The following is an 18,522-nucleotide window of genomic DNA, read 5'->3' on the forward strand; positions in this document are numbered from 1 at the left end:
CCTGGGATGACATCGATGAGGGGGGTGGTGCAGAGGGTGATTTTTCGTTTCAGGCGTCACTGGGACGGGCATAGGTACGGCCCTTCCAGGCCGCACCGCGGCCGCGGTAGTGCTGAACGGCTGAGTCCACGGTCATCAGGAGGTACAGGAGGGCCGTGAGCGGAAGGAGTGGCGCGAGTACTGCGGGCTGCCGGTAGTAGCGCAGTATCGGCAGATATGTGCCCGCCATCAGCAGCCAGGCGAGCCCGCCCGCCCAGGCGGTCGCGGCCTGCCCGGTCGCCAGCCCCGCGAGGAGTGCGGCCGGCGGGACCAGGTAGACCAGCACGAGCCCGGCCACCGTCCCGGCCAGCAGCAGCGGCTGGTGGCGCAGTTGCGCGTACGCACTGCGCGAGACCATCCGCCACAGGTCCCCGAGCCCGGGATAGGGGCGCACGCTGTCCACCCGCTCCGCCAGCCCCAGCCAGATCCGGCCGCCCGAGCGGCGGACGGCGCGGGCGAGGGAGACGTCGTCGATGACGGCCTGCCGGATGGAGTCGGGGACGCCGGCGCGGACGGCGACCTCGGTGCGCAGCAGCACGCAGCCGCCGGCCGCGGCGGCGGTCCGGCCGGCCGGGCGGTTGATCCGGCGGAAGGGGTAGAGCTGCGCGAAGAAGTACACGAACGCCGGTACGACGAGCCGCTCCCAGAGGCTGACGGCGCGCAGGCGGGCCATCTGCGAGACCAGGTCGAGGTCGGCGCTGGTCGCGGCCGATACCAGCTCGCGGAGGCTGTCGGGCTCGTGCGCGATGTCGGCGTCGGTGAGGAGCAGGTACGCGGGCTCGGTGGCATGGGCGGTACGGGCGAGCGCGATGCCGTGGCGCAGCGCCCACAGCTTCCCGGTCCAGCCGGGGGGCGGGTCACCGGGCGAGGTGACGGTGAGGGGCAGCCCGGGGTGCTCCCGGGCCAGCCGCCGGGCGAGGTCGCCGGTGCCGTCGGTACTGCCGTCGTCGACCAGGAAGACCTCGGCCTCACCGGGATAGTCCTGGGCGATGAGCGAGGGCAGGCTGCGGGGCAGCACCTCGGCCTCGTCCCTGGCCGGGACCACGATGGCGACGGAAGGCCACCGCCCGGGGGCGCTGCGCGGCGGGAGCCGCACGTCGGTCCGCCAGAACATGCCCTGGGCGAAGGTGAGCCAGAGCCAGGCGAGGAGGGAGGCGCAGGCGGCGCAGAGAAGGCCCATGCGGGCAGTGTGCCGAAGACGGAGGGGGGTGTCGTGGATTTGGGCGGAGTGGGGCGGGGCGGGGTTCCGTCGGGTGGGGTCGGGGGTGTTGGGCGGGGTCGGGGGACGGCGGGGTTCCGGTGATCGGGGTCGGTGGGGGTTCGGGGGTTTCCCGGCAGTCCACTGTCCTTCCGTGTCGGTCCGGGCCGTCAAGGGCGCTCCCTGCGGTCGCGTCGCTTCGCGATGGCCTTCGGCCACCCTGGATTGCCCGGCCCGCCCCGGAATGCCATAAGACTGCCGGGAAGCCCCCGAAGGAACGGTCAGGGGGACGGCCAGGCCCACGGGTGCGTCAGGGATGCGGCCCTTGCCACCCGGTTCGGCCACGTCCCGCCTCACCCGCACCACCGGCCGTCGGCCAGTCCCAGGGGCGCCCCAGATCGCTACACGCTCCTCTCGGCATGGCGTCCAGCGACCGCCTGTGGCCGGACATAAGCCGCCCACGACCAGCCCCAACCCCTCTCATAGGGCGCCTGCGGCCCGTTTGTCCCTTTTGGTAGATGGCAGGGACTCAAGAACCGTCTTGCTGGAGTGGGAGGTTGGGAAATCCGGCATGAGGCTCCCTCTCGCCTGTTTTTCGTCCTCAGACGGTCCGCAGGCGCCCGCAAGCGGCCCATGAAGGTCCTTTGGCGTCCTCCGGCGACCCGCAGACGCCGAAATAGTCGTCTATGGACGACGTCTGGGCGGCTTATGTCCGGCCACGGGCGGTGGTCGGTCGCTGAGACGTGAGGAGCGTGTAGCGATCTGACGCGCCCCCTGGTCGTGGCCGGGGCCGGTGGTCCCGGAAGGGGATTACGGCTGGCGAAGAGTGCCGGTCAGGGTCGCTGAGGGCCCGCTCCTCCTCGGTATCCTCCCGGCCATTCCTTCGGGGGTTTCCCGGCAGTCTGTTGTCTTTCCGGGGCGGGGCGGTCGGTCAAGGGTGGAGCGCAGCGACATCGCGCAGCGACGCGACCGCAGGGAGCGCCCTTGAGGGACCGCCCCGACACGGAAGGACAGTGGACTGACGGGACGCCCCCGGACACACCACCGACCCCGACCGCGTGGGTCCCGCCCCCCCGAAGCCCCCGCCCAGCCCTCCCGACCCCCCAATCGGCGGACCCCGCCGGAGCCCCCCTCCCCCCTCCAGCTCCCCCCGCCGAGCCCGGCGCCACCCCGCCCCCGCACCCGCCCCCCGCGCCCGGCCTCGCGGCGCACCGGGGCCGCACGGCGGCCTCCGCCCGACCCCGTGGCGTCCCTTCCATTAAGGTGACCAGGTGAAGATCGCCCTTATGGACTCCGGAATCGGCCTCCTCGCGGCGGCTGCCGCGATGCGGCGGCTGCGGCCCGACGCCGATCTCGTCATCTCCTCCGACCCCGTCGGCATGCCCTGGGGGCCCCGTACGCCCGCCGATCTGACCGGGCGCGCCCTCGGTGTGGCCCGGGCCGCCGCCGAGCACCGGCCGGACGCGCTGATCGTGGCCTGCAACACCGCCAGCGTGCACGCCCTGCCCGCCCTCCGGGCCGAGCTCGAGCCCGGGATCCCGGTGATCGGGACCGTGCCGGCGATCAAGCCCGCCGCCGCCCCGGGCGGGCGCGTGGCCATCTGGGCCACCCCCGCCACCACCGGCAGCCCCTACCAGCGCGGGCTGATCGCCGACTTCGCCGCCGGGGCCCGGGTCACCGAGGTGCCCTGCCCGGGACTGGCCGACGCCGTCGAGGTGGGGGACGAGGCCGCCGTCGCGGCGGCCGTCGCCGCAGCCACCGCGCTGACCCCGGCCGACGTCACCGACGTCGTCCTCGGCTGCACCCACTACGAGCTCGTCGAGGTGGCCATCCGGGCCGCCCTGGCCGAGCGGACCGGCGGCGCCGAGCTCCGCTACCACGGCTCCGCCGAGGCCGTCGCCGTACAGGCGCTGCGCCGCCTCGGGGCCCTCCCCGAGCCGGGTCTGCCCCGTACCGGCACCCTCACCGTCCTGCTCAGCGGCCAGGAGGGCGCGCTCCCCGCGGCCGCCCTCGGGTACGCCGAAGGACGGCTTCTCGCGGGCGAGGGCGCGGCCGTCGGGCGATGAGCCCGCCCGGCCCGCCCGGCCCGCCCGGCCCGCCCGGCCCGCCCGGCCCGCCCGGCCCGCCCGGCCCGCCCGGCCCGCCCGGCCCGCCCGGCCCGCCCGGCCGGCAGGGCCTCGCCCCCGTCGGGGCCGCCTCAGATCCGGCGCGGAGGCGCTGACACGGCGAGGACCACGCCGGGTCGTCCCCGGATCCGACGCCACCCCGTGCGCCGTGCCCGTGGCGGGTCCGCCTCCCGAGCGCTACGTCCGCTGCGCCAGTGACCGGGCGAGCGCGCGCAGCCCGTCCGCGTCCAGGACCCGGTCCCCGAACCCGGGCAGCGGCACGTGCAGCGGAGCCGTCCACTCCGCCGGGATCGCCGCCTGGCCGTAGCGGGCCCCGGCCAGGGTGCCGGTGACCGCCGCCACCGTGTCCGTGTCCCCGCCCAGGTCCACGGCGGCCCGTACGGCCCCGGCGAAGCCGGTGGTCGTCCGCAGGGCCCACACCGCGGAGCCCAGACAGGGCCACACCGCCCCGTTGAACTCGGTGGCCAGCCCCGGATGCCAGTCGGGTCCCAGGACGAACGCGTACCGCTCGCGGTGGTCGGGGTGCACCGCGGCGAGCACCTCGGGGAGCGCGGCCAGCGGATCGCCCTCGTCGAGCATCACCCGTACGAGCTCGTGCAGTACGGCCGTACCCTCCCAGGCCGCCCGGTCGCCGTGGGTCAGGGCGGCGATCCGCCGGGCGGCGTCCATCGTCTCCTCCCGCCCGTCGGCGGCGAAGTAGACCGCCGAGGTGGAGGCCCGCATCAGGGAACCGTTGCCGGCGGCCCGCGCGTTGATCTGGAAGTGCAGTGCGGCGGCGAGGTCCCAGGCCTCGCCGCTGGTCAGCACGTCTTCCGTCTGGAGACCGATGTCCTTCGGCTGGGCGGCCGCCCAGCGCTGGAACCGCCCGAAGACGTCGGGGAGTTCGAGGCCGTCGTGCTCGAGGAGGGATTCGCCGACCATGACGGCCATCTGCGTGTCGTCGGTCGCCTCGCCCGGATCCCAGCCGCCGCCCCCGCGCATCTCCTGGCCGCGCGCGGTCAGTTCCCCGGCGGGCCCGAACTCGTAGGGCGCGCCGAGGGCGTCGCCGACGGCCGAGCCCAGCACCGCGCCCACGGCGCGGTCGAGTCGAGTGATCATGATTCCTCCTCGGGCGGTTCGGGGCATACGCAGGCCAGTACACCGCGTCCGAAGCCGTCGGGGTCGTCGGGGTCGTCGAATCCGCCGATGCCGAAGGCCTGCAGCCCCTCCGTGAACGCCGCCGCCTCATCCGGCCGTGCGGCCGTGCAGCCGTGCAGCCGTGCGCCGTGCGACCGTCGACCGTGGCTGCGCCCGTGCCTCCCGCGGGCGGTCCGGAGGCCGTCCGGCGGGACGTCCTCGAGGTGCGTCAGGAAGATCCAGAGGTGGCCGCACGGGTCGCGCAGGACGGCGGCGCGGTCGCCGTGGAACCGGGCGTCGGGGCTGGAGCGGGTCCGCGCCCTCCGCCACCGCCGTGCGGACGGGCGCGTCCTCGTCCGGTGCGTACACGTGCAGCGCCGTCGGGCGCGTCCGGCACCGTGATGCGCGGTGCGACCGCCGTCCGGCGACGCGCCCGTGCCGAGTGGCCCGGAGGCGGTGCCGCACATGCGGAACGTGAGTACGCTGCTACACATGACGGTGCACCCCCCGGGTCCGTTGTGGACGGGACGGGCCTCCAATCGCGTGCAGTGGCTGCTCGCCGCGGCCGGCGCGGCCTGTCTCGCGCTCGGAGTCCAGCTCGCCGTCGACTCGAACTGGACCTCCGGCATCGTCCCGCTGCTGATGTCCGTGATCGGCTGCCTCGCCGTCGGACTGCTGATCCTCTTCGGCACCCTCGCCTTCGTGCACGTCGCCGTCACCGTCGACGCCGAGGCGATGGAGGTCCGCTGCGGCCACATGGGGCTGCCCCGCCGCAAGATCCGGCTCGCGGAGGTGGCCTCCGCCGAGTTCGTCCCCCGGATCACCCCCCAGCAGTGGGGCGGCTGGGGCTACCGCTGGCGACCGGAAAGGGGAACCGCCGTGATCGTCCGCCGCGGCGAGGGAGTGGAGCTGCGGCTCGGCGACGGCAAGGTGTTCACCGTCACCGTCGACGACGCCGAGAACGCGGTCCGGGTCATCCGTACCCACCTGCGCGCCCTTGCCCGCTGAGGGTCCTCCCGCCGCCGCGGGCGGGCACGTACACTCCGGCAGATGAGCAGCAGCATCACCGCGCAGCGCGGATCCGGCACCGCCGGCGAAGCGGAACCCGGAACCACGGCCGCACCCGCCTGGAAGGGGTGGCCGCTGCGCGCCGCCCTCGCCGTCGGCTCCGGCGCGCTGCTCTACCTGAGCTTCCCGCCCCGCCCCCTGTGGTGGCTGGCCCCCTTCGCCCTCGCCATGCTCGGTGCCTGCCTCCGCGGCCGCCGCGCCCGCGCCGGCTTCGGCCTCGGCCTCCTGCACGGCCTGGGCTTCCTGCTGCCGCTGCTCATCTGGACCAGCGAGGGCGTCGGCCCGATCCCGTGGCTGGCCCTCGCCACCCTCGAAGCCCTCCTGATCGGCCTCACCTGTCTCGGGATCGCCCTCGTCAGCCGGCTCCCCGCCTGGCCGCTGTGGGGTGCGGCCGTCTGGATCGCCGGCGAGGCGCTGCGCGCCCGGGCCCCCTTCGGCGGCTTCCCCTGGGGCAAGCTCGCCTTCGGCCAGGCCGACGGCGTCTTCCTCCCGCTCGCCGCCCTCGGCGGCACCCCGCTGCTCTCCTTCGCCGTGGCCCTGTGCGGATTCGGGCTGTACGAGGCCCTGCGCGTCGGCGCCGACACCCGGCGGGCCACCGCCGCGCTGCTCGCCGCCACCGCCGTGGCCGCCCCGCTCGCCGGGGCGCTCGCGTCCAGGCCGCTGGTCTCCGACGCCGCCGAGGAGGGCACCGCCGTGGCCGCCGTCATCCAGGGCAACGTCCCGCGCGCCGGGTTCGACTTCAACGCCCAGCGCCGCGCGGTCCTCGACAACCACGCCAACCGCACGCTCCAGCTCGCCGCGGACGTCAAGGCCGGCCGGGTCCCGAAGCCCGACTTCGTCGTCTGGCCGGAGAACTCCTCGGACATCGACCCGTACACCCAGCCCGACGCGTACGAGGTCATCGACAACGCGGTCAAGGCCATCGGCGTGCCGGTCGCGATCGGCACCGTGGTGGCCCCGGAGACCGGCCCGCTGCGCAACACGATGATCTTGTGGGACCCGGTGAAGGGGCCGGTGGACACGTACGACAAGCGCAAGATCCAGCCCTTCGGAGAGCGCATCCCGATGCGGTCCTTCGTCCGCCTCTTCAGCTCGGACGTGGACCGGGTGCAGCGCGACTTCGGCCCCGGCAAGGAGCCGGGCGTCTTCGCCATGGACGGCAGCGCGGTCGGCATGGTGACCTGCTTCGAGGCCGCCTTCGACGACGCCGTGCGCTCCACCGTCCAGGACGGGGCGCAGGTGATCGCCGTGCCGAGCAACAACGCCACGTTCGGCCGCTCGCAGATGACGTACCAGCAGCTCGCGATGGACCGGGTCCGGGCGGTCGAGCACAGCCGGACCGTGCTCGTGCCCGTCACCAGCGGTGTCAGCGCCGTGATCCGGCCCGACGGGCAGATCGTCCAGGAGACGAAGATGTTCACGGCGGACGCGCTGGTCGCGGAGATCCCGCTGCGCTCCACGCAGACCCCGGCCACCCGTTTCGGGCCGCTGGCGGAGTACGTGCTGCTCCTGGCCGCCGCGGGCGGCCTCGGCTGGACCCTCGCCCGCCGGATCCGGTCCCGCGGGACGGCCGCCTGACCGCGGCCGGCCGGGGTGCGCGGCCGCGGTCACTGCCCGCGGCCTCGTAGGGTCGGAGGATGACCACACCCGAGTTCATCCGCCAGATCCGCGCCTCCGCCGGGAACCAGCTGCTCCTGCTGCCCGGGGTGACCGCCATCGTCTTCGACGACCACGGGCGGGTCCTGCTCGGCCGCCGCTCCGACACCGGCCGCTGGTCCGTGGTCGGCGGGATCGCCGAGCCGGGGGAGCAGCCCGCGCAGACGGCGGTGCGCGAGGTGTACGAGGAGACGGCGGTGCACTGCGTCCCGGAGCGGGTGGTGCTGGTCCAGATGCTCGAACCGATCACGTACCCGAACGGCGACGCCTGCCAGTTCCAGGACATCACCTTCCGCTGCCGCGCCACCGGCGGCGAGGCCCGCGTCAACGACAGCGAGTCGCTGGAGGTGGCCTGGTTCGAGGTGGACGCCCTGCCCGAGCTGGAACCCTTCGCGGTGGACCGCATCCTGCGCGCCCGGACCGAGGACCCGACCTGGTTCGCGCCGGCGGCGGGCCCGGCGGGGGAGACGGCGCCTGCGGTCGAGGGCGCGGAAGCCCTCCGCGCGGAACTGGAGCGGACCCGCGTCGAGCGCGACGCGGCCCTGGGCGACCTCGCGCGGCTGCGGATCCAGGTCGAGTCACTGAAGGGGGCGAGTGAGGCCACGGAGGCGAGCTGGTCGCGGGTCGACCACCTGATCCTCGGCGGCCGCAGGATCCAGGCCGTGCAGAAGATCCGGGAGGAGTTCGGCTCCAGCCTGCCCGAGGCGGCCGAACTGCTCGACAACCGCTGCGGACGGCTCCGGCAGGAGCGGCCGGACGACTTCCACACGGACGGGGTCGGTCGGGCCGGTGACGAGGGGGTCGGTCAGCCGGCGGATACCGCCGCTTCGCGGTAGAGCTCCAGAGCCTGGTCGTCCATGACCGCGCTGTACGAGACCTCCGGGACCGTGCCGCCGCCCTCGTAGCCGCCGAGGACGCCGGCCAGGGCGCCGTCCGCCAGCCAGGGGCTGCCGCTCGTGCCGCCGCTGAGGTCGGGGCAGTCGATCCGGCGCTGGGTCCCGGAGAACAGGCTCGTGGCGTTCGCGCAGCGCAGCGGGGCCTCGTCGCTGCTGGGGTAGCCGAGGATCGTCACCGTCACGTCGTCCGGCTGTTCGGAGGCGACCGGGAAGCCGCCCACCGCGTCCTCGACGCGGGCCGTGCCGCCGTCCGCCGGGGCGACCGTCGCGAAGGCGATGTCCTCGTCCGGGTCCTTGCCGCCCGTCCAGCCCGGGGCGAGGGACACGCCGGTCAGCTTCCACGTCCCGTACGGGGCCTTGCCGTCCCGGTAGCCCGGCGCGAACACGGTGGTGTCCGGGTTGTCCAGGCAGTGCGCGGCGGTCGCGATCACGTTGCGGTCGTCGCTGTGCACCACGGCCGCGGTGCAGAAGTGCCCGCCGTCGAGGGAGCCCGCGAACAGCGCGCCCACCCGGTTCGCCGTCGGATCGGACCCGGCCTCGGCGGTGACCCCCAGCGGCGGCACGGCCGCCGCGTCGGGCAGGTCCACGCTCAGCAGCGCGGCCATCGCGGCCAGCGCCAGCAGGATCCGGGAGGCCCGCCGGGTGCGGGCGCTGTGGGCCGGTCGAGGAAGCATGCGGGGGATCATGCCCCGAGCCTCCCCGTCGAAGCTATGCCCGGAGCCTCGTATTCCATATGAATGTCCTGTGAATCCGGGCTCCGCAGGCGGCCGCCCGCCGCGCGGGCGAGACTGGCAGAGGCCGGCAGGGGGGCCCAGGAGGTGTCCCCCCATGACCGCACAGCACCGCACGCCCGTGGTGTTCATCCACGGTCTCTGGCTGCATTCGACGAGCTGGGAGGGGTGGGCCGACGCCTTCAGGGAGGCCGGCTACGAGCCCGTGCTGCCGGAGTGGCCCGGGGTCCCGGACACCGTCGCCGAGGCCCGCCGCCGCCCCGACGACCAGGCCGGGGTGGGACTCGTCGAGATCTCCGACGCACACGCCAAGGTGATCCGCGACCTGCCCGTCCGGCCGGTCCTCGTCGGGCACTCGGTCGGCGGGTTCATCGCCCAGCACCTGCTGGGCCAGGGTCTCGCGGAGGCCGCCGTCGCCATCTGCCCCGGGCAGATCAAGGGCGTCAAGGCCATCGCCCCGGCCCAGGCCAAGTCGACGTTCGCCGTCCTGCACAACCCGGGCAACACCCGCCGGTCCGTCTCGCTCAACCGCGAGCAGTTCCGCTACGGCTTCGCCAACGCCGTCTCCGAGGAGGAGTCCGAGGAGCTCTACGACGAGTGGACCATCCCGAGCACCGCCCGGCCGCTGTTCCAGCTGGCCCTCGGCAACTTCACCCCGCACTCCCCGGCGGAGGTCGACACCGCGAACGAGACCCGGGGCCCCCTGCTCCTGCTGTCCGGCCGGCTCGACCACACCGTCCCGGACCTGTTGACCCGCTCGACCTACCAGCAGTACCGCCACTCGCACGCGACCACCGAGTACCAGTGTTTCGAGGACCGCGGCCACTCCCTGACCGTCGACCACGGCTGGCCGGACCTGGCCCGTGCCTCACTGTCCTGGCTGGACTCCCACACCGCCGCCGCGGCCGCGTGAACGCAGGCTAGGGGGTGTCCTTCGCGGACAGCGCCTCGCGCCGCTCGTACACCGTCACCCGGCGGCCCCTGACCTGCCGGTCCTCCACCACGGTGAACCGCTCCTTCAGCACCGCGGCCTTCGCCGCGTCCCGGGCGGCCCCCGAGGGCTTCGCCACCTTCGCCGCGTCCGTCACCAGCAGCACCCGCGACCGCCCGAGCAGCGCTTCCCGGATCCGCGCCGGGTCCGCCTCCTCGCCCTTGAGGGTGGCCGAGGCCACGGGACCGCGCTCCAGGGCCACGTCCGCCAGCCCCGCGAAGGCCCGCGGCGACACGAGCGCCGTGTCCCGCCGGGCCGCCGGTACGAACAGCACCGCGTCCCCGGGCCGCCCCAGCCGGGCCACCTCCCCGGCCACCGCCATGACGTCGTCGACCCGGCTGGCCGGAGCCCGCTTGCCCAGCTCCACCGGGAGCAGCGCCAGCACCGAGATCCCGATCGCTCCCGGCACGAGCAGGCCGGCCCCGTCGGGGAACACGGGCCGGACTGCCCGTACGGCCGCCCCCAGCCCCGCCCCGATCAGCAGGGCCAGCCCCACCATGCTGAACAGCACGTACCGGTCCAGGAACAGCGGCTGGACCAGGGAGATCCCGATCAGGCCGAGCTGCGGGACCGCCAGCAGCGGCAGCCCGACGGCCGCCGCCGACAGCCGGCCCGCCCGCGGCCGGTCCGCGAGGGCGCAGAGCCCCCCGACGGTCAGCAGGATCGCCGGGCCGATCATCATGTGCCAGGTCAGCGGCGGTATCCAGGACACCTGGTCGGACTGGCTCCGGCTGAACAGCACCAGCGGCAGCGCCCCGGCGACCGCGCAGGCCCCGTACGCGGCCCAGCGCAGCCACACCCCGCGGCCGGCCCGCACCCACCACAGCGTCGCCGCGTGCGCGGGCAGGACCAGCAGCGAGAGCCAGTTCAGCAGCGCGCACACCAGCACCGTGATCGCGTACGCCGTCCACCGCGGCCAGGACCGCCGCCCCGTCCGCCCGCTCCGCCCGGCCCCGGAACCTTCGGACACCCCGGACAGCAGCGAGACCAGCAGCAGGGTGGAGAGTCCGGCACCGGCCGCGACCAGCGCGTACGGGCGGCCCTCCTGGAGGTAGAACTGCACGGCCGGCAGCAGGGCGAGCGCCAGCCCGCCGCCGAGCCCCGCCCAGAACCCGGCCAGCCGCCGCCCGATCACGGCCACGCAGGCCGCGGCGGCCGCCACCGCCAGGACCGACGGCAGCCGCAGGGTCGTCGTACCCGCCCCGAAGACCTCGAAGAGCCCGTGCATCAGCAGGTAGTACAGCCCGTGCACCGCGTCGACGTTGCCGAGCATGTCCACGATCTCGCCCGTCGAGCGCCCGGCCACCTGCCAGGTCGCCGCCTCGTCCCGCCACACGCTGTCCTGTCGCGAGAGCCCCCAGAGGCCGAACGCCAGGGTCCACAGGGAGGGGATGAGCCAGATGAGGGGCCCGCGACGGGCCGCGGGTATGTGGCAATGCATGAAGGCGCTGGAATCCTAGGTCTGGCGTTCGGGCGGAAGACACCAGTCTATGGACGACACGGACGGTTTCCGGACCGGCTGTTGTGCACCGCGGAGCGTGATCGCCTGACCCGCCCGCCCCTAGCCTCGCCGCAGGAGCACGAACGAGGGGCGGTACCCGGTGAACTGGCTCATCCACGACTACCGCGAGAGCGATCTCGCCGCGGTGGTCCACCTGATCGACACCACGGCCGAACTCGGCCAGGAGTCCGTCTTCTCGCTCGCCGAGTGCATCAGCGCCCTCACCGGCCGGCAGCCCTGCGTGGTCGCCGTCCACCAGGGCGTCCCGATCGGCGCGGCCCTCGCCTGCGTCACCGGCGAGCGCGCCTGGGTCATGCGGATCGCGATCGCCGCCGGCTGGCGCGGCCGGGGCCTGGCCAGCGCCCTCCTCGTCGAGCTGGAGCGGCGGCTGATCGCCGCCCGCGTCGGGCGGATCGCGTACGTCCTGCCCGAGGAGGACCTGCTCGGGGAGGGCCTGCTCAACGCCGGCTACACGCGCCAGCCCGCCGTCGCCTACTTCGAGAAGACCGAGCCGCTGCACGGACCGGCCGCCGGCCTCCTCGACGACCTCGGCGGCCGCTTCCTCCAGGGCGACCTGTGGGCCAAGGTCGCCGGGATGGAGCGCGAGAAGGACCTCATAGAACGGCGCGTGGTCCTCCCGCTGGCCGAGCCCGAGCGGGCCGCCGCGCACGGGGTGCGGCCGCCGCGCGCCATCACCCTCTTCGGCCCGCCCGGCACCGGCAAGACCACCTTCGCCCGGGCCATCGCCTCCCGGCTCGGCTGGCCCTTCGTGGAACTGCTGCCCTCCCGCCTCGCCGACGAGGGGAACCTGGCCGCCGCGCTGCGCGCCGCGTTCGCCCGGATCGCCGAGCTGGAGCGGGTCCTCGTCTTCATCGACGAGGTCGAGGAGATCGCGCCCGTGCGCACCGAGCCCGCGCAGCCCGGCGGGATCCACGGGGTGACCAACGAGCTGCTGAAGCTGATCCCCGGATTCCGGGAGGGCGGCGAGCGGCTGCTGGTGTGCGCCACCAACTCCATCCGCTCGCTGGACCCGGCATTCCTGCGGCCCGGGCGCTTCGACTACCTGATCCCGATCGGCACCCCGGACGCCGGGGCGCGCGCCGCGATGTGGTCCCGCCACACGGCGGGCCGCACCGATGTGGACGTGGCGGCGCTGGTGGCCGCGAGCGAGCTGTTCACCCCGGCCGACATCGAACACGCGGCACGGATCGCGGCGCAGGTGTCCTTCGAGCGGGACCTGGAGGCGGTGGGTGCGCGCGGAGCGGCGGCGGCCCAGTTCGGGGCCTCCACGCAGGACCACCTGGCGGCGATCGCGCAGTGCCGGCCGACGGTGACGCCCGCGATGACGGGCGAGTTCGAGGCGGACATCACCGCCCACGCCAGGTTCTGAGACCCCGGACGGGGTCGGGACACGGGGCCGGCCTGCCACGGAAAGGTCGGCAGGATGGCCCGCGGCCACTCCCCAAAGCGGCTGCGGGCCTCCCGCGCGGACTGGCATCCGTGCGGGACGGCCACGCTCCGGTGGGGGTGTTCGCCGGCCGGAACGTGACGCGCAGGGGTGCCTGAGGGCGTCCCTGAGCCCTCGTCAACGCCTTCGAGTCAACCAGCGGGCGCGGTGCGCGCGCTTCGGCCGGACGGCCACCGCAGGGCCGGCCGCCCCGGCCGGAAGGACTATCCCGCGCAGCGGTACGTGAACCGCGTCGACGCGGTGCGCTCCCCGGGCGAGAGAAGCCGGAGCTCGGCCTCGGCCCCGTACGTCCCGCGGCCCTGGAAGGTCCACAGCAGGTGCAGCCGCGCTTCCTTCCTGCCGCGCGGCACCCGCTCGGTGAGCTGCTCCGACTGCGTGCCGTCGGAGCGGACCCACCGGTAGGTGAGGGTCCCCGGCCGGCCGTTGGTCCGTACGACGGCCACCACGTCGGCGGTCGAATCGCAGCCGGGACCCTGCGGGTCGGCGGTCGCGACCGTGACGTCCCGTACCTCGATGGCGGGTCCGTACCGCTGCCAGGCCAGGTACGCGAGCACGGCGAGCAGGACCACTACGGCCAGGGTGTACCGCCGCCATTCCCCGAGCCGGCGGCGCGGCACCGGCTCCGCGACCACCACGGGGAACGGCGCCGGCATGGCGGCCGTCACCCCGGGCCCGAAGCGCAGGACCGAGCCCTCGACCCGGTCGGGCACGGCCTCCCGCGGCTGGATTCGGGTCTGCTGCTGCGTCGGCTGCGGTCCGCTGAACCAGTGGCTGCCGAGGACGGTGGCGCTGTAGTCGTCGTCGCTGTCGCTGTCGCTCATGAGATCGTGCACCGCCTGATGAAGACCTGGCTGGTCGAGGAACCGTTGCCGGCGGCGGGCTTGGTGGTGGCGCGCACGCCCCAGTAGCAGCCCGCGCCGGAGAACGTGTGGGTCTTGACGAGAGGTGCGGCGGCGCCCGGCTGGTAGGTGAGGGTGTCCGCGGCGCCGTCCGCCTTGCCCAGCCGCCCCGCCACGTCACCCGTGAACCATTCGAGCACCACCGTCACCGGCGCGGTGCCCTTCGCGTCGACGCTCACGGTCGCCTGGCCGACGGAGACGCCCGTCTGGCGGATGGTGACGGACACCGCGCCGACGACCACCGTCGGCTTCGGCGAGGGCGGCGGGGTGGTGGTGGGCGGCGGGGTGGTCGGCGCCGTGACGGTGGGTGTCACCACCGGCGAGTAGCCGGGGCTCGGCGTGGACGAGGGCGACGCGGAGGCGGACGGGGAGAGGGAGGGGGACGGGGAAGCGGACGGCGAGGGGCTCGCCGACGTGCTCGGACCCGGCGCCGGCGAGGGGCCCGTGGCGCCGGGGCTCGCACTCGACGTCGCGAAGGCGTTCAGCGCGGCGGCCCCGCCGGCCTCCCCGCCGGCCGCGCTGTACGTGAGCGCCGTCAGCACGCCGAGGACCAGTGCGGCGCCGCCCGCGATCAGCCCGCGCCGGCCCGGAGCCCAGCGCGAGGGCTGCGCGATCGTGGTCGTCGCCACCGCCGTGGTGCCCGCGGCCGGGGCGCCGGCGGACGGGAACAGCAGCGGCAGCAGCGCGGCGAGCGCCGCGAGCTTGCGCTGCCCGCGCTCCTCCCAGTCGGGCCCGTAGGCGGCCAGCGCCACGCCCTCCAGCTCGGAGACGAACTGCTCGGCGTCCTCCGGGCGCTCCTCCGGGGCCTTGGCCAGGCCCCGCCGGATCAGCGGGCGGACCGGCTCCGGGGCCTCGGTCTCCGGGACGGGCGCCTCGATGTGCTGGACCGCGAGCTCCGCGAAGTTCTCCCCGGCGAAGGGCTTGCGGCCGGTCAGGCACTCGAAGAAGGTCGCCGTCGCCGCGTACACGTCGGCGGCGGGGGAGGCCGGGCGGCCCTGCCACTGCTCGGGGGCCATGTACGCCGGGGTGCCGGCCACCCCGGGGGTCGTACCGCGGCGCGCCGCGATCCCGAAGTCCACCAGCTTCGAGGAGCCGTCGGCGGAGACCAGCACGTTCTCGGGCTTGTAGTCGCGGTGGACCACGCCCGCCCGGTGTGCCGCGGCCAGGCCCAGCAGCGAGCCCTTGAGCACCACGAGAGCGGCCTCGGGATCGGCCTGCCCGGCCTGCTTGAGCAGGGCGCGCAGGGAGATCCCGTCGACCAGCTCCATCACGATGGCGGCGCCGCCGGGAGCCGCCGCGTGCTCGACGTACTCGTACAACCGGACCACGTACGGGGTGTCCAGTCCGCCGAGGAGGCGGGCCTCGGCCCGGAACTCCCCGACGAACGCCGGGTCCTCGCGCAGCCGGTCGCTGAGGTACTTCACCGCGACCGGCGTGCCCGTGGCCTCGTGGACGGCGAGCACCACGCGGCCGCTGCCGCCCGAGCCGAGCTCCCGGACCTGCGCATAGCCGGGCACCGTCCACGCGTTCTTCATCGTCATGCCCCCCGTCCGTACCCGTGTCCCGTGGCCGTGTCCCTGTGCCGGCGCCGCGTCGCCGGGCCCCGGGCGGCCGCCCGTGCCGGGCGGCCACACCCAGGGACACGGTTTCCGCCACGGCCGGTTCCCAACCGCGCGGAGCATTTCACAGGGTGGTCAGGGTGGTTCCACGGGGGTTGTACACGGGTCTTCCCGGGGTCACGCCGCGGCCGCCGCCGCGCCGATCATGGTGTGCAGCCGGTCGGCCGCCGCCCTCCCGAAGTCCGGGTCGTTGATGTGGGTGTCGTAGTCGTAGAGCCGGGCGGAACTGCCCCGCAGCCCCTCGCGCAGCGCCGAGAACAGGGCCCGGTCCGCGTCCGGGTCGTGGTAGGTGCCGCCCGGGGCGCCGAGCGTGGACAGTCCGCGGAGTGGGACGCACACGGCCGTGGGGCCGGTCGCGGCCCGGAGTTTGGCGGCGACCCGGCGGCCGAGCTCCGCGCATTCGGAGCGGGTCGTGCGGATCACCGTGATGGACGGATTGTGTACGTGGACCCGCCGGTAGCGGGCCCGTTCGGGCAGGGTCTCCAGCGGGCCGAACTTCACCATGTCCAGTGCCCCCAGGCTCACCACCTGCGGTATCCCGGCCCGCCCCGCGGCGCTGAGGCGGTCGGGGCCGGCGCTGAGTATCCCGCCGCACAGGTCGTCGGCGAGCTCGCTGAGCGTGAGGTCGAGGACGCCCGCGAAGATGCCCTGACCGGCCAGGGTTTCCAGGGTGCGGCCGCCGGTGCCGCTCACGTGGAAGACCAGCACCTCGTAGCCGAGTGCGGTCAGCCGCTCGCGGGCGGCGTCCACGCCGATCGTGGTGACGCCCGCCATGCTCGCCGCGATCAGCGGGCGGGAGCCGGCGCCCAGCCGGGCCGGCCGGTGCAGCTCCATGGAGGCCCGTTGGAAGGCCTTGGCCATCCCCGCGGCCGCCTCGACCGCGTTCGCCATGACCGGCGCGGAGATGCTGTTGATCCCCGCGATGTCCACCACGCTGTACATCATCGTGATGTCGCAGGATCCGACGTACGGGGCCACGTCGCCGGACGCCATGGACGAGACCATCAGCTTCGGCACGCCGAGCGGCAGCGCGCGCATGGCCCGGGTGGCGATGGAGGTGCCGCCGCTGCCGCCTATGGCGAGCACCGCGTGCAGCCGGCCCTCGGCGTGCAGCCGTAACAGCGTCGCCTCGGCACCTCTGGCCATCGCCGTCACGGCCGCGCCCCGGTCCCCGGCCGCTCGCAGTTCCGACAGTTCCGTCCCGGCCGCCCGGGCGACCGCTTCGCGCGGTACGTCCGCGGGCACCCGGGGATCGCCCATGATTCCTGTGTCGACCATGATCACCTCGACGCCGGCGCGCAGCAGCCTCTCGCGCAGCCAGCCGTACTCGACACCCTTGGTGTCCAGGGTTCCCACCAGCACGACGTTCGTCATATGTGCAATGTCCATGCACGTGGGGTTTGTTGGCAAGTCAAGGTCGGGTCAACCTCAGGAAAGCCCCAACAGCCTCTGGAGAAAGGGAATTTGAGAGGGAATCAGCTTGGTTTCGGCCACCGGGGGAGTGAACCAGGCCACCCGGTCCAGTTCGGGGAATTCCTGCGTCCGGCCCGAGTGCGGAGGCCATTCCATGGTGAAGGTCCCGGGGACCATCAGCGCCGGATCCAGGTCCGCCCGCACCGCCCAGATCGTCACCAGCTTGCCGCCGGGGATCCGCAGCTCGCCCAGCGGGAGGTACGGCCCCTCGGGCGGCGGCAGGCCGATCTCCTCGGTGAACTCCCGGCGGGCCGCGTCGATCGGGGCCTCGTCCTCCTCGTACTCGCCCTTGGGGATGGCCCAGGAACCGTCGTCCTTGTGCTCCCAGAACGGGCCGCCCATGTGGCCGAGGAGTACCTCGATGCCCCCGTCCGGGGAGCCGGCGGGCCCGGCGGCGGTGCGGAACAGGAGCAGTCCGGCGCTGCGCTTCTGCGTCATGCGTCCATGTATGCCCCGCGCGCGGGCTCCTCAGTGGTCGAGGCCCGCCCCGCGCGCGGGCTCCTCAGTGGTCGTGCGGGCCCTGCCGGTGCACCGGGCCGTGCGCGTCCGCGCAGTGCGGGTCGGCCGGGTCCTCGCCCGGGCGCCCGACCGTGAGCAGGGCCTCCTGCACGTGGTCCACCTGGAGGGTGGTGTGGGTGATCCCGTACTCCTTCTCCAGCAGGCGCTCCAGGTCGCGGCGCACGGCGTGGCAGTCGCCGGCCGGTTCGACCAGGACGTGCGCGGACAGCGCCGCCTGTCCGGAGGTGATGGTCCAGATGTGCAGGTCGTGCACCTCGGTGACCGGAGGGTGTCCGACGAGCCGGTCGCCGACCGCGTCCGGGTCCATGTGCGCCGGGGCGGCCTCCAGGAAGATCCGGCCGGACTCGCGGACCAGCCCGTAGCCCGCCTTGACCATCAGCACCACGACCACGAGCGTGGCGATCGCGTCGGCCTGGACGAATCCGGTCGTCAGCACCATCAGGCCGGCGACGGCGGTGCCGATGAAGGCGAACAGGTCGTTCAGGATGTGCTGGTAGGCGCCCTCGACGGCGAGCGAGGAGCGGTTCGCCTTGGAGATGCACCACGCGGCGGCCACGTTCACGACGATGCCCGCGAGCGCGGTCACGAGGACCAGCCCGCCCGCCACGGGCGGCGGGTCGAGCAGCCGCCGGACCGCCTCGTACGCCAGCCAGACGGCGAGCAGGAGCAGGGTGAGCCCGTTGGCCTGGGCGGAGAGTATCTCCGCGCGCTTGAGGCCGTAGGTGAACCCGCCGCGCGCCGGGCGGGCCGCGAGCCGCATCGCGATCAGCGCGAGGACGATCGAGACGGCGTCGGTGAGCATGTGGGCGGCGTCGGAGATCAGGGCGAGTGACTGGGCCACGATGCCGATGACGACCTCGATCGCCATGAAGGTGCCGATGAGGCCGAGCGCGATGGCCAGCCAGCGGCGGTCGGCGTCGGCGGAGACGCCGTGGCCGTGCCCGCCGTGGCCGTGCCCGCCGTGGCCGTGCCCGCCGTGCCCGTGCCCGCCGTGCCCGTGGTCGTGGCCCGCGGCGTGGTCGTGGCCGTGGTCGTGCGGCGCGTGGCGGTCGTGCGCGTGGTCGAGCCCACTCATGGCGTCCCCCGTGTGTTCGGTTCCGACGCGTGAAGTGAAGCGCACCGTGACGCAATGGGCAAAGGCTGCAACGGGGACCGTTGTCATTACCCATAAGAGGCCGCTGACCTGCGGTGATGCAGATCGCTGCCGAGCCGGGCGGATCGT

The 18,522-nt window shown here is 74.4% G+C and carries 14 protein-coding genes and 1 pseudogene; 6 read left to right on the forward strand and 9 right to left on the reverse strand.

The genetic code is table 11. The features are described 5' to 3' along the window. Nucleotides 1-49: 49 nt before the first annotated feature. The gene (locus ACFY1T_RS15055; protein ID WP_390788491.1) at nt 50-1,219 is read right to left on the reverse strand and encodes a glycosyltransferase; all 1,170 of its coding nucleotides are present in this window, start codon (nt 1,217-1,219) and stop codon (nt 50-52) included. Between the two features lie 1,289 nt (nt 1,220-2,508). Between ACFY1T_RS15055 and ACFY1T_RS15060 the strand changes: the two genes are divergently transcribed. Then, the gene (locus tag ACFY1T_RS15060; protein ID WP_390788492.1) at nt 2,509-3,303 is read left to right on the forward strand and encodes a glutamate racemase; all 795 of its coding nucleotides are present in this window, start codon (nt 2,509-2,511) and stop codon (nt 3,301-3,303) included. A gap of 237 nt (nt 3,304-3,540) precedes the next feature. Here the strand turns inward: ACFY1T_RS15060 and ACFY1T_RS15065 are convergent, their stop codons facing one another. Further along, nucleotides 3,541-4,461 carry an ADP-ribosylglycohydrolase family protein gene (locus tag ACFY1T_RS15065; protein WP_390788493.1) on the reverse strand — a complete coding sequence of 307 codons (921 nt, stop codon included), beginning with the start codon at nt 4,459-4,461 and terminating at the stop codon, nt 3,541-3,543. 510 nt (nt 4,462-4,971) lie between these two features. Between ACFY1T_RS15065 and ACFY1T_RS15070 the strand changes: the two genes are divergently transcribed. From ACFY1T_RS15070 to ACFY1T_RS15080, 3 genes and pseudogenes are all read left to right on the forward strand, one after another. Then, nucleotides 4,972-5,487: a hypothetical protein gene (locus ACFY1T_RS15070; protein ID WP_234435694.1), complete on the forward strand. Its 516-nt coding sequence runs from the start codon at nt 4,972-4,974 to the stop codon at nt 5,485-5,487. A gap of 42 nt (nt 5,488-5,529) precedes the next feature. Beyond that, a complete protein-coding gene (gene lnt, locus ACFY1T_RS15075; protein ID WP_390788494.1) occupies nt 5,530-7,125 on the forward strand; it encodes an apolipoprotein N-acyltransferase in 1,596 nt (531 codons plus the stop codon). Between the two features lie 59 nt (nt 7,126-7,184). Further along, a pseudogene (locus ACFY1T_RS15080) lies at nt 7,185-7,652 on the forward strand (NUDIX domain-containing protein); the annotation flags it as partial. A 356-nt stretch (nt 7,653-8,008) separates the two neighbouring features. Here the strand turns inward: ACFY1T_RS15080 and ACFY1T_RS15085 are convergent. Further along, on the reverse strand, nt 8,009-8,773 hold the full coding sequence (locus tag ACFY1T_RS15085) for a trypsin-like serine peptidase (protein WP_390788495.1): 765 nt from the start codon (nt 8,771-8,773) through the stop codon (nt 8,009-8,011). Nucleotides 8,774-8,927: 154 nt separating this feature from the next. Here ACFY1T_RS15085 and ACFY1T_RS15090 point away from each other — a divergent pair, with 154 nt between their 5' ends. Beyond that, nucleotides 8,928-9,743, forward strand: a complete 816-nt coding sequence (locus ACFY1T_RS15090) for an alpha/beta hydrolase (RefSeq protein WP_390788496.1) — start codon at nt 8,928-8,930, stop codon at nt 9,741-9,743. A 7-nt stretch (nt 9,744-9,750) separates the two neighbouring features. Here the strand turns inward: ACFY1T_RS15090 and ACFY1T_RS15095 are convergent, their stop codons facing one another. Then, nucleotides 9,751-11,262 carry a hypothetical protein gene (locus ACFY1T_RS15095; RefSeq protein WP_390788497.1) on the reverse strand — a complete coding sequence of 504 codons (1,512 nt, stop codon included), beginning with the start codon at nt 11,260-11,262 and terminating at the stop codon, nt 9,751-9,753. A gap of 160 nt (nt 11,263-11,422) precedes the next feature. Between ACFY1T_RS15095 and ACFY1T_RS15100 the strand changes: the two genes are divergently transcribed. Beyond that, complete coding sequence (locus ACFY1T_RS15100) at nt 11,423-12,712, forward strand: ATP-binding protein (protein WP_390788498.1); 1,290 nt, start codon at nt 11,423-11,425, stop codon at nt 12,710-12,712. Nucleotides 12,713-12,993: 281 nt separating this feature from the next. Here ACFY1T_RS15100 and ACFY1T_RS15105 read toward each other — a convergent pair whose 3' ends face one another. From ACFY1T_RS15105 to ACFY1T_RS15125, 5 genes are all read right to left on the reverse strand, one after another. Then, entirely contained in the window at nt 12,994-13,611 is a 618-nt protein-coding gene (locus ACFY1T_RS15105; RefSeq protein ID WP_390788499.1) for a hypothetical protein, read from the reverse strand. Next, nucleotides 13,608-15,230 carry a serine/threonine-protein kinase gene (locus tag ACFY1T_RS15110; RefSeq protein ID WP_390788500.1) on the reverse strand — a complete coding sequence of 541 codons (1,623 nt, stop codon included), beginning with the start codon at nt 15,228-15,230 and terminating at the stop codon, nt 13,608-13,610. The genes ACFY1T_RS15105 and ACFY1T_RS15110 overlap by 4 nt, the downstream gene beginning before the upstream one ends. 195 nt (nt 15,231-15,425) lie before the next feature. Next, nucleotides 15,426-16,682 carry a Tm-1-like ATP-binding domain-containing protein gene (locus ACFY1T_RS15115; RefSeq protein WP_390788501.1) on the reverse strand — a complete coding sequence of 419 codons (1,257 nt, stop codon included), beginning with the start codon at nt 16,680-16,682 and terminating at the stop codon, nt 15,426-15,428. A 54-nt stretch (nt 16,683-16,736) separates the two neighbouring features. Further along, complete coding sequence (locus ACFY1T_RS15120; RefSeq protein WP_390788502.1) at nt 16,737-17,219, reverse strand: NUDIX domain-containing protein; 483 nt, start codon at nt 17,217-17,219, stop codon at nt 16,737-16,739. Between the two features lie 64 nt (nt 17,220-17,283). Beyond that, nucleotides 17,284-18,375, reverse strand: coding sequence for a cation diffusion facilitator family transporter (locus ACFY1T_RS15125; protein ID WP_390788503.1), 1,092 nt, complete (start codon nt 18,373-18,375; stop codon nt 17,284-17,286). Nucleotides 18,376-18,522 lie beyond the last annotated feature (147 nt).

It is taken from the genome of Streptomyces sp. NPDC001194 (assembly GCF_042896985.1).
In the GTDB taxonomy this organism is placed as follows: Bacteria; Actinomycetota; Actinomycetes; order Streptomycetales; family Streptomycetaceae; genus Streptomyces.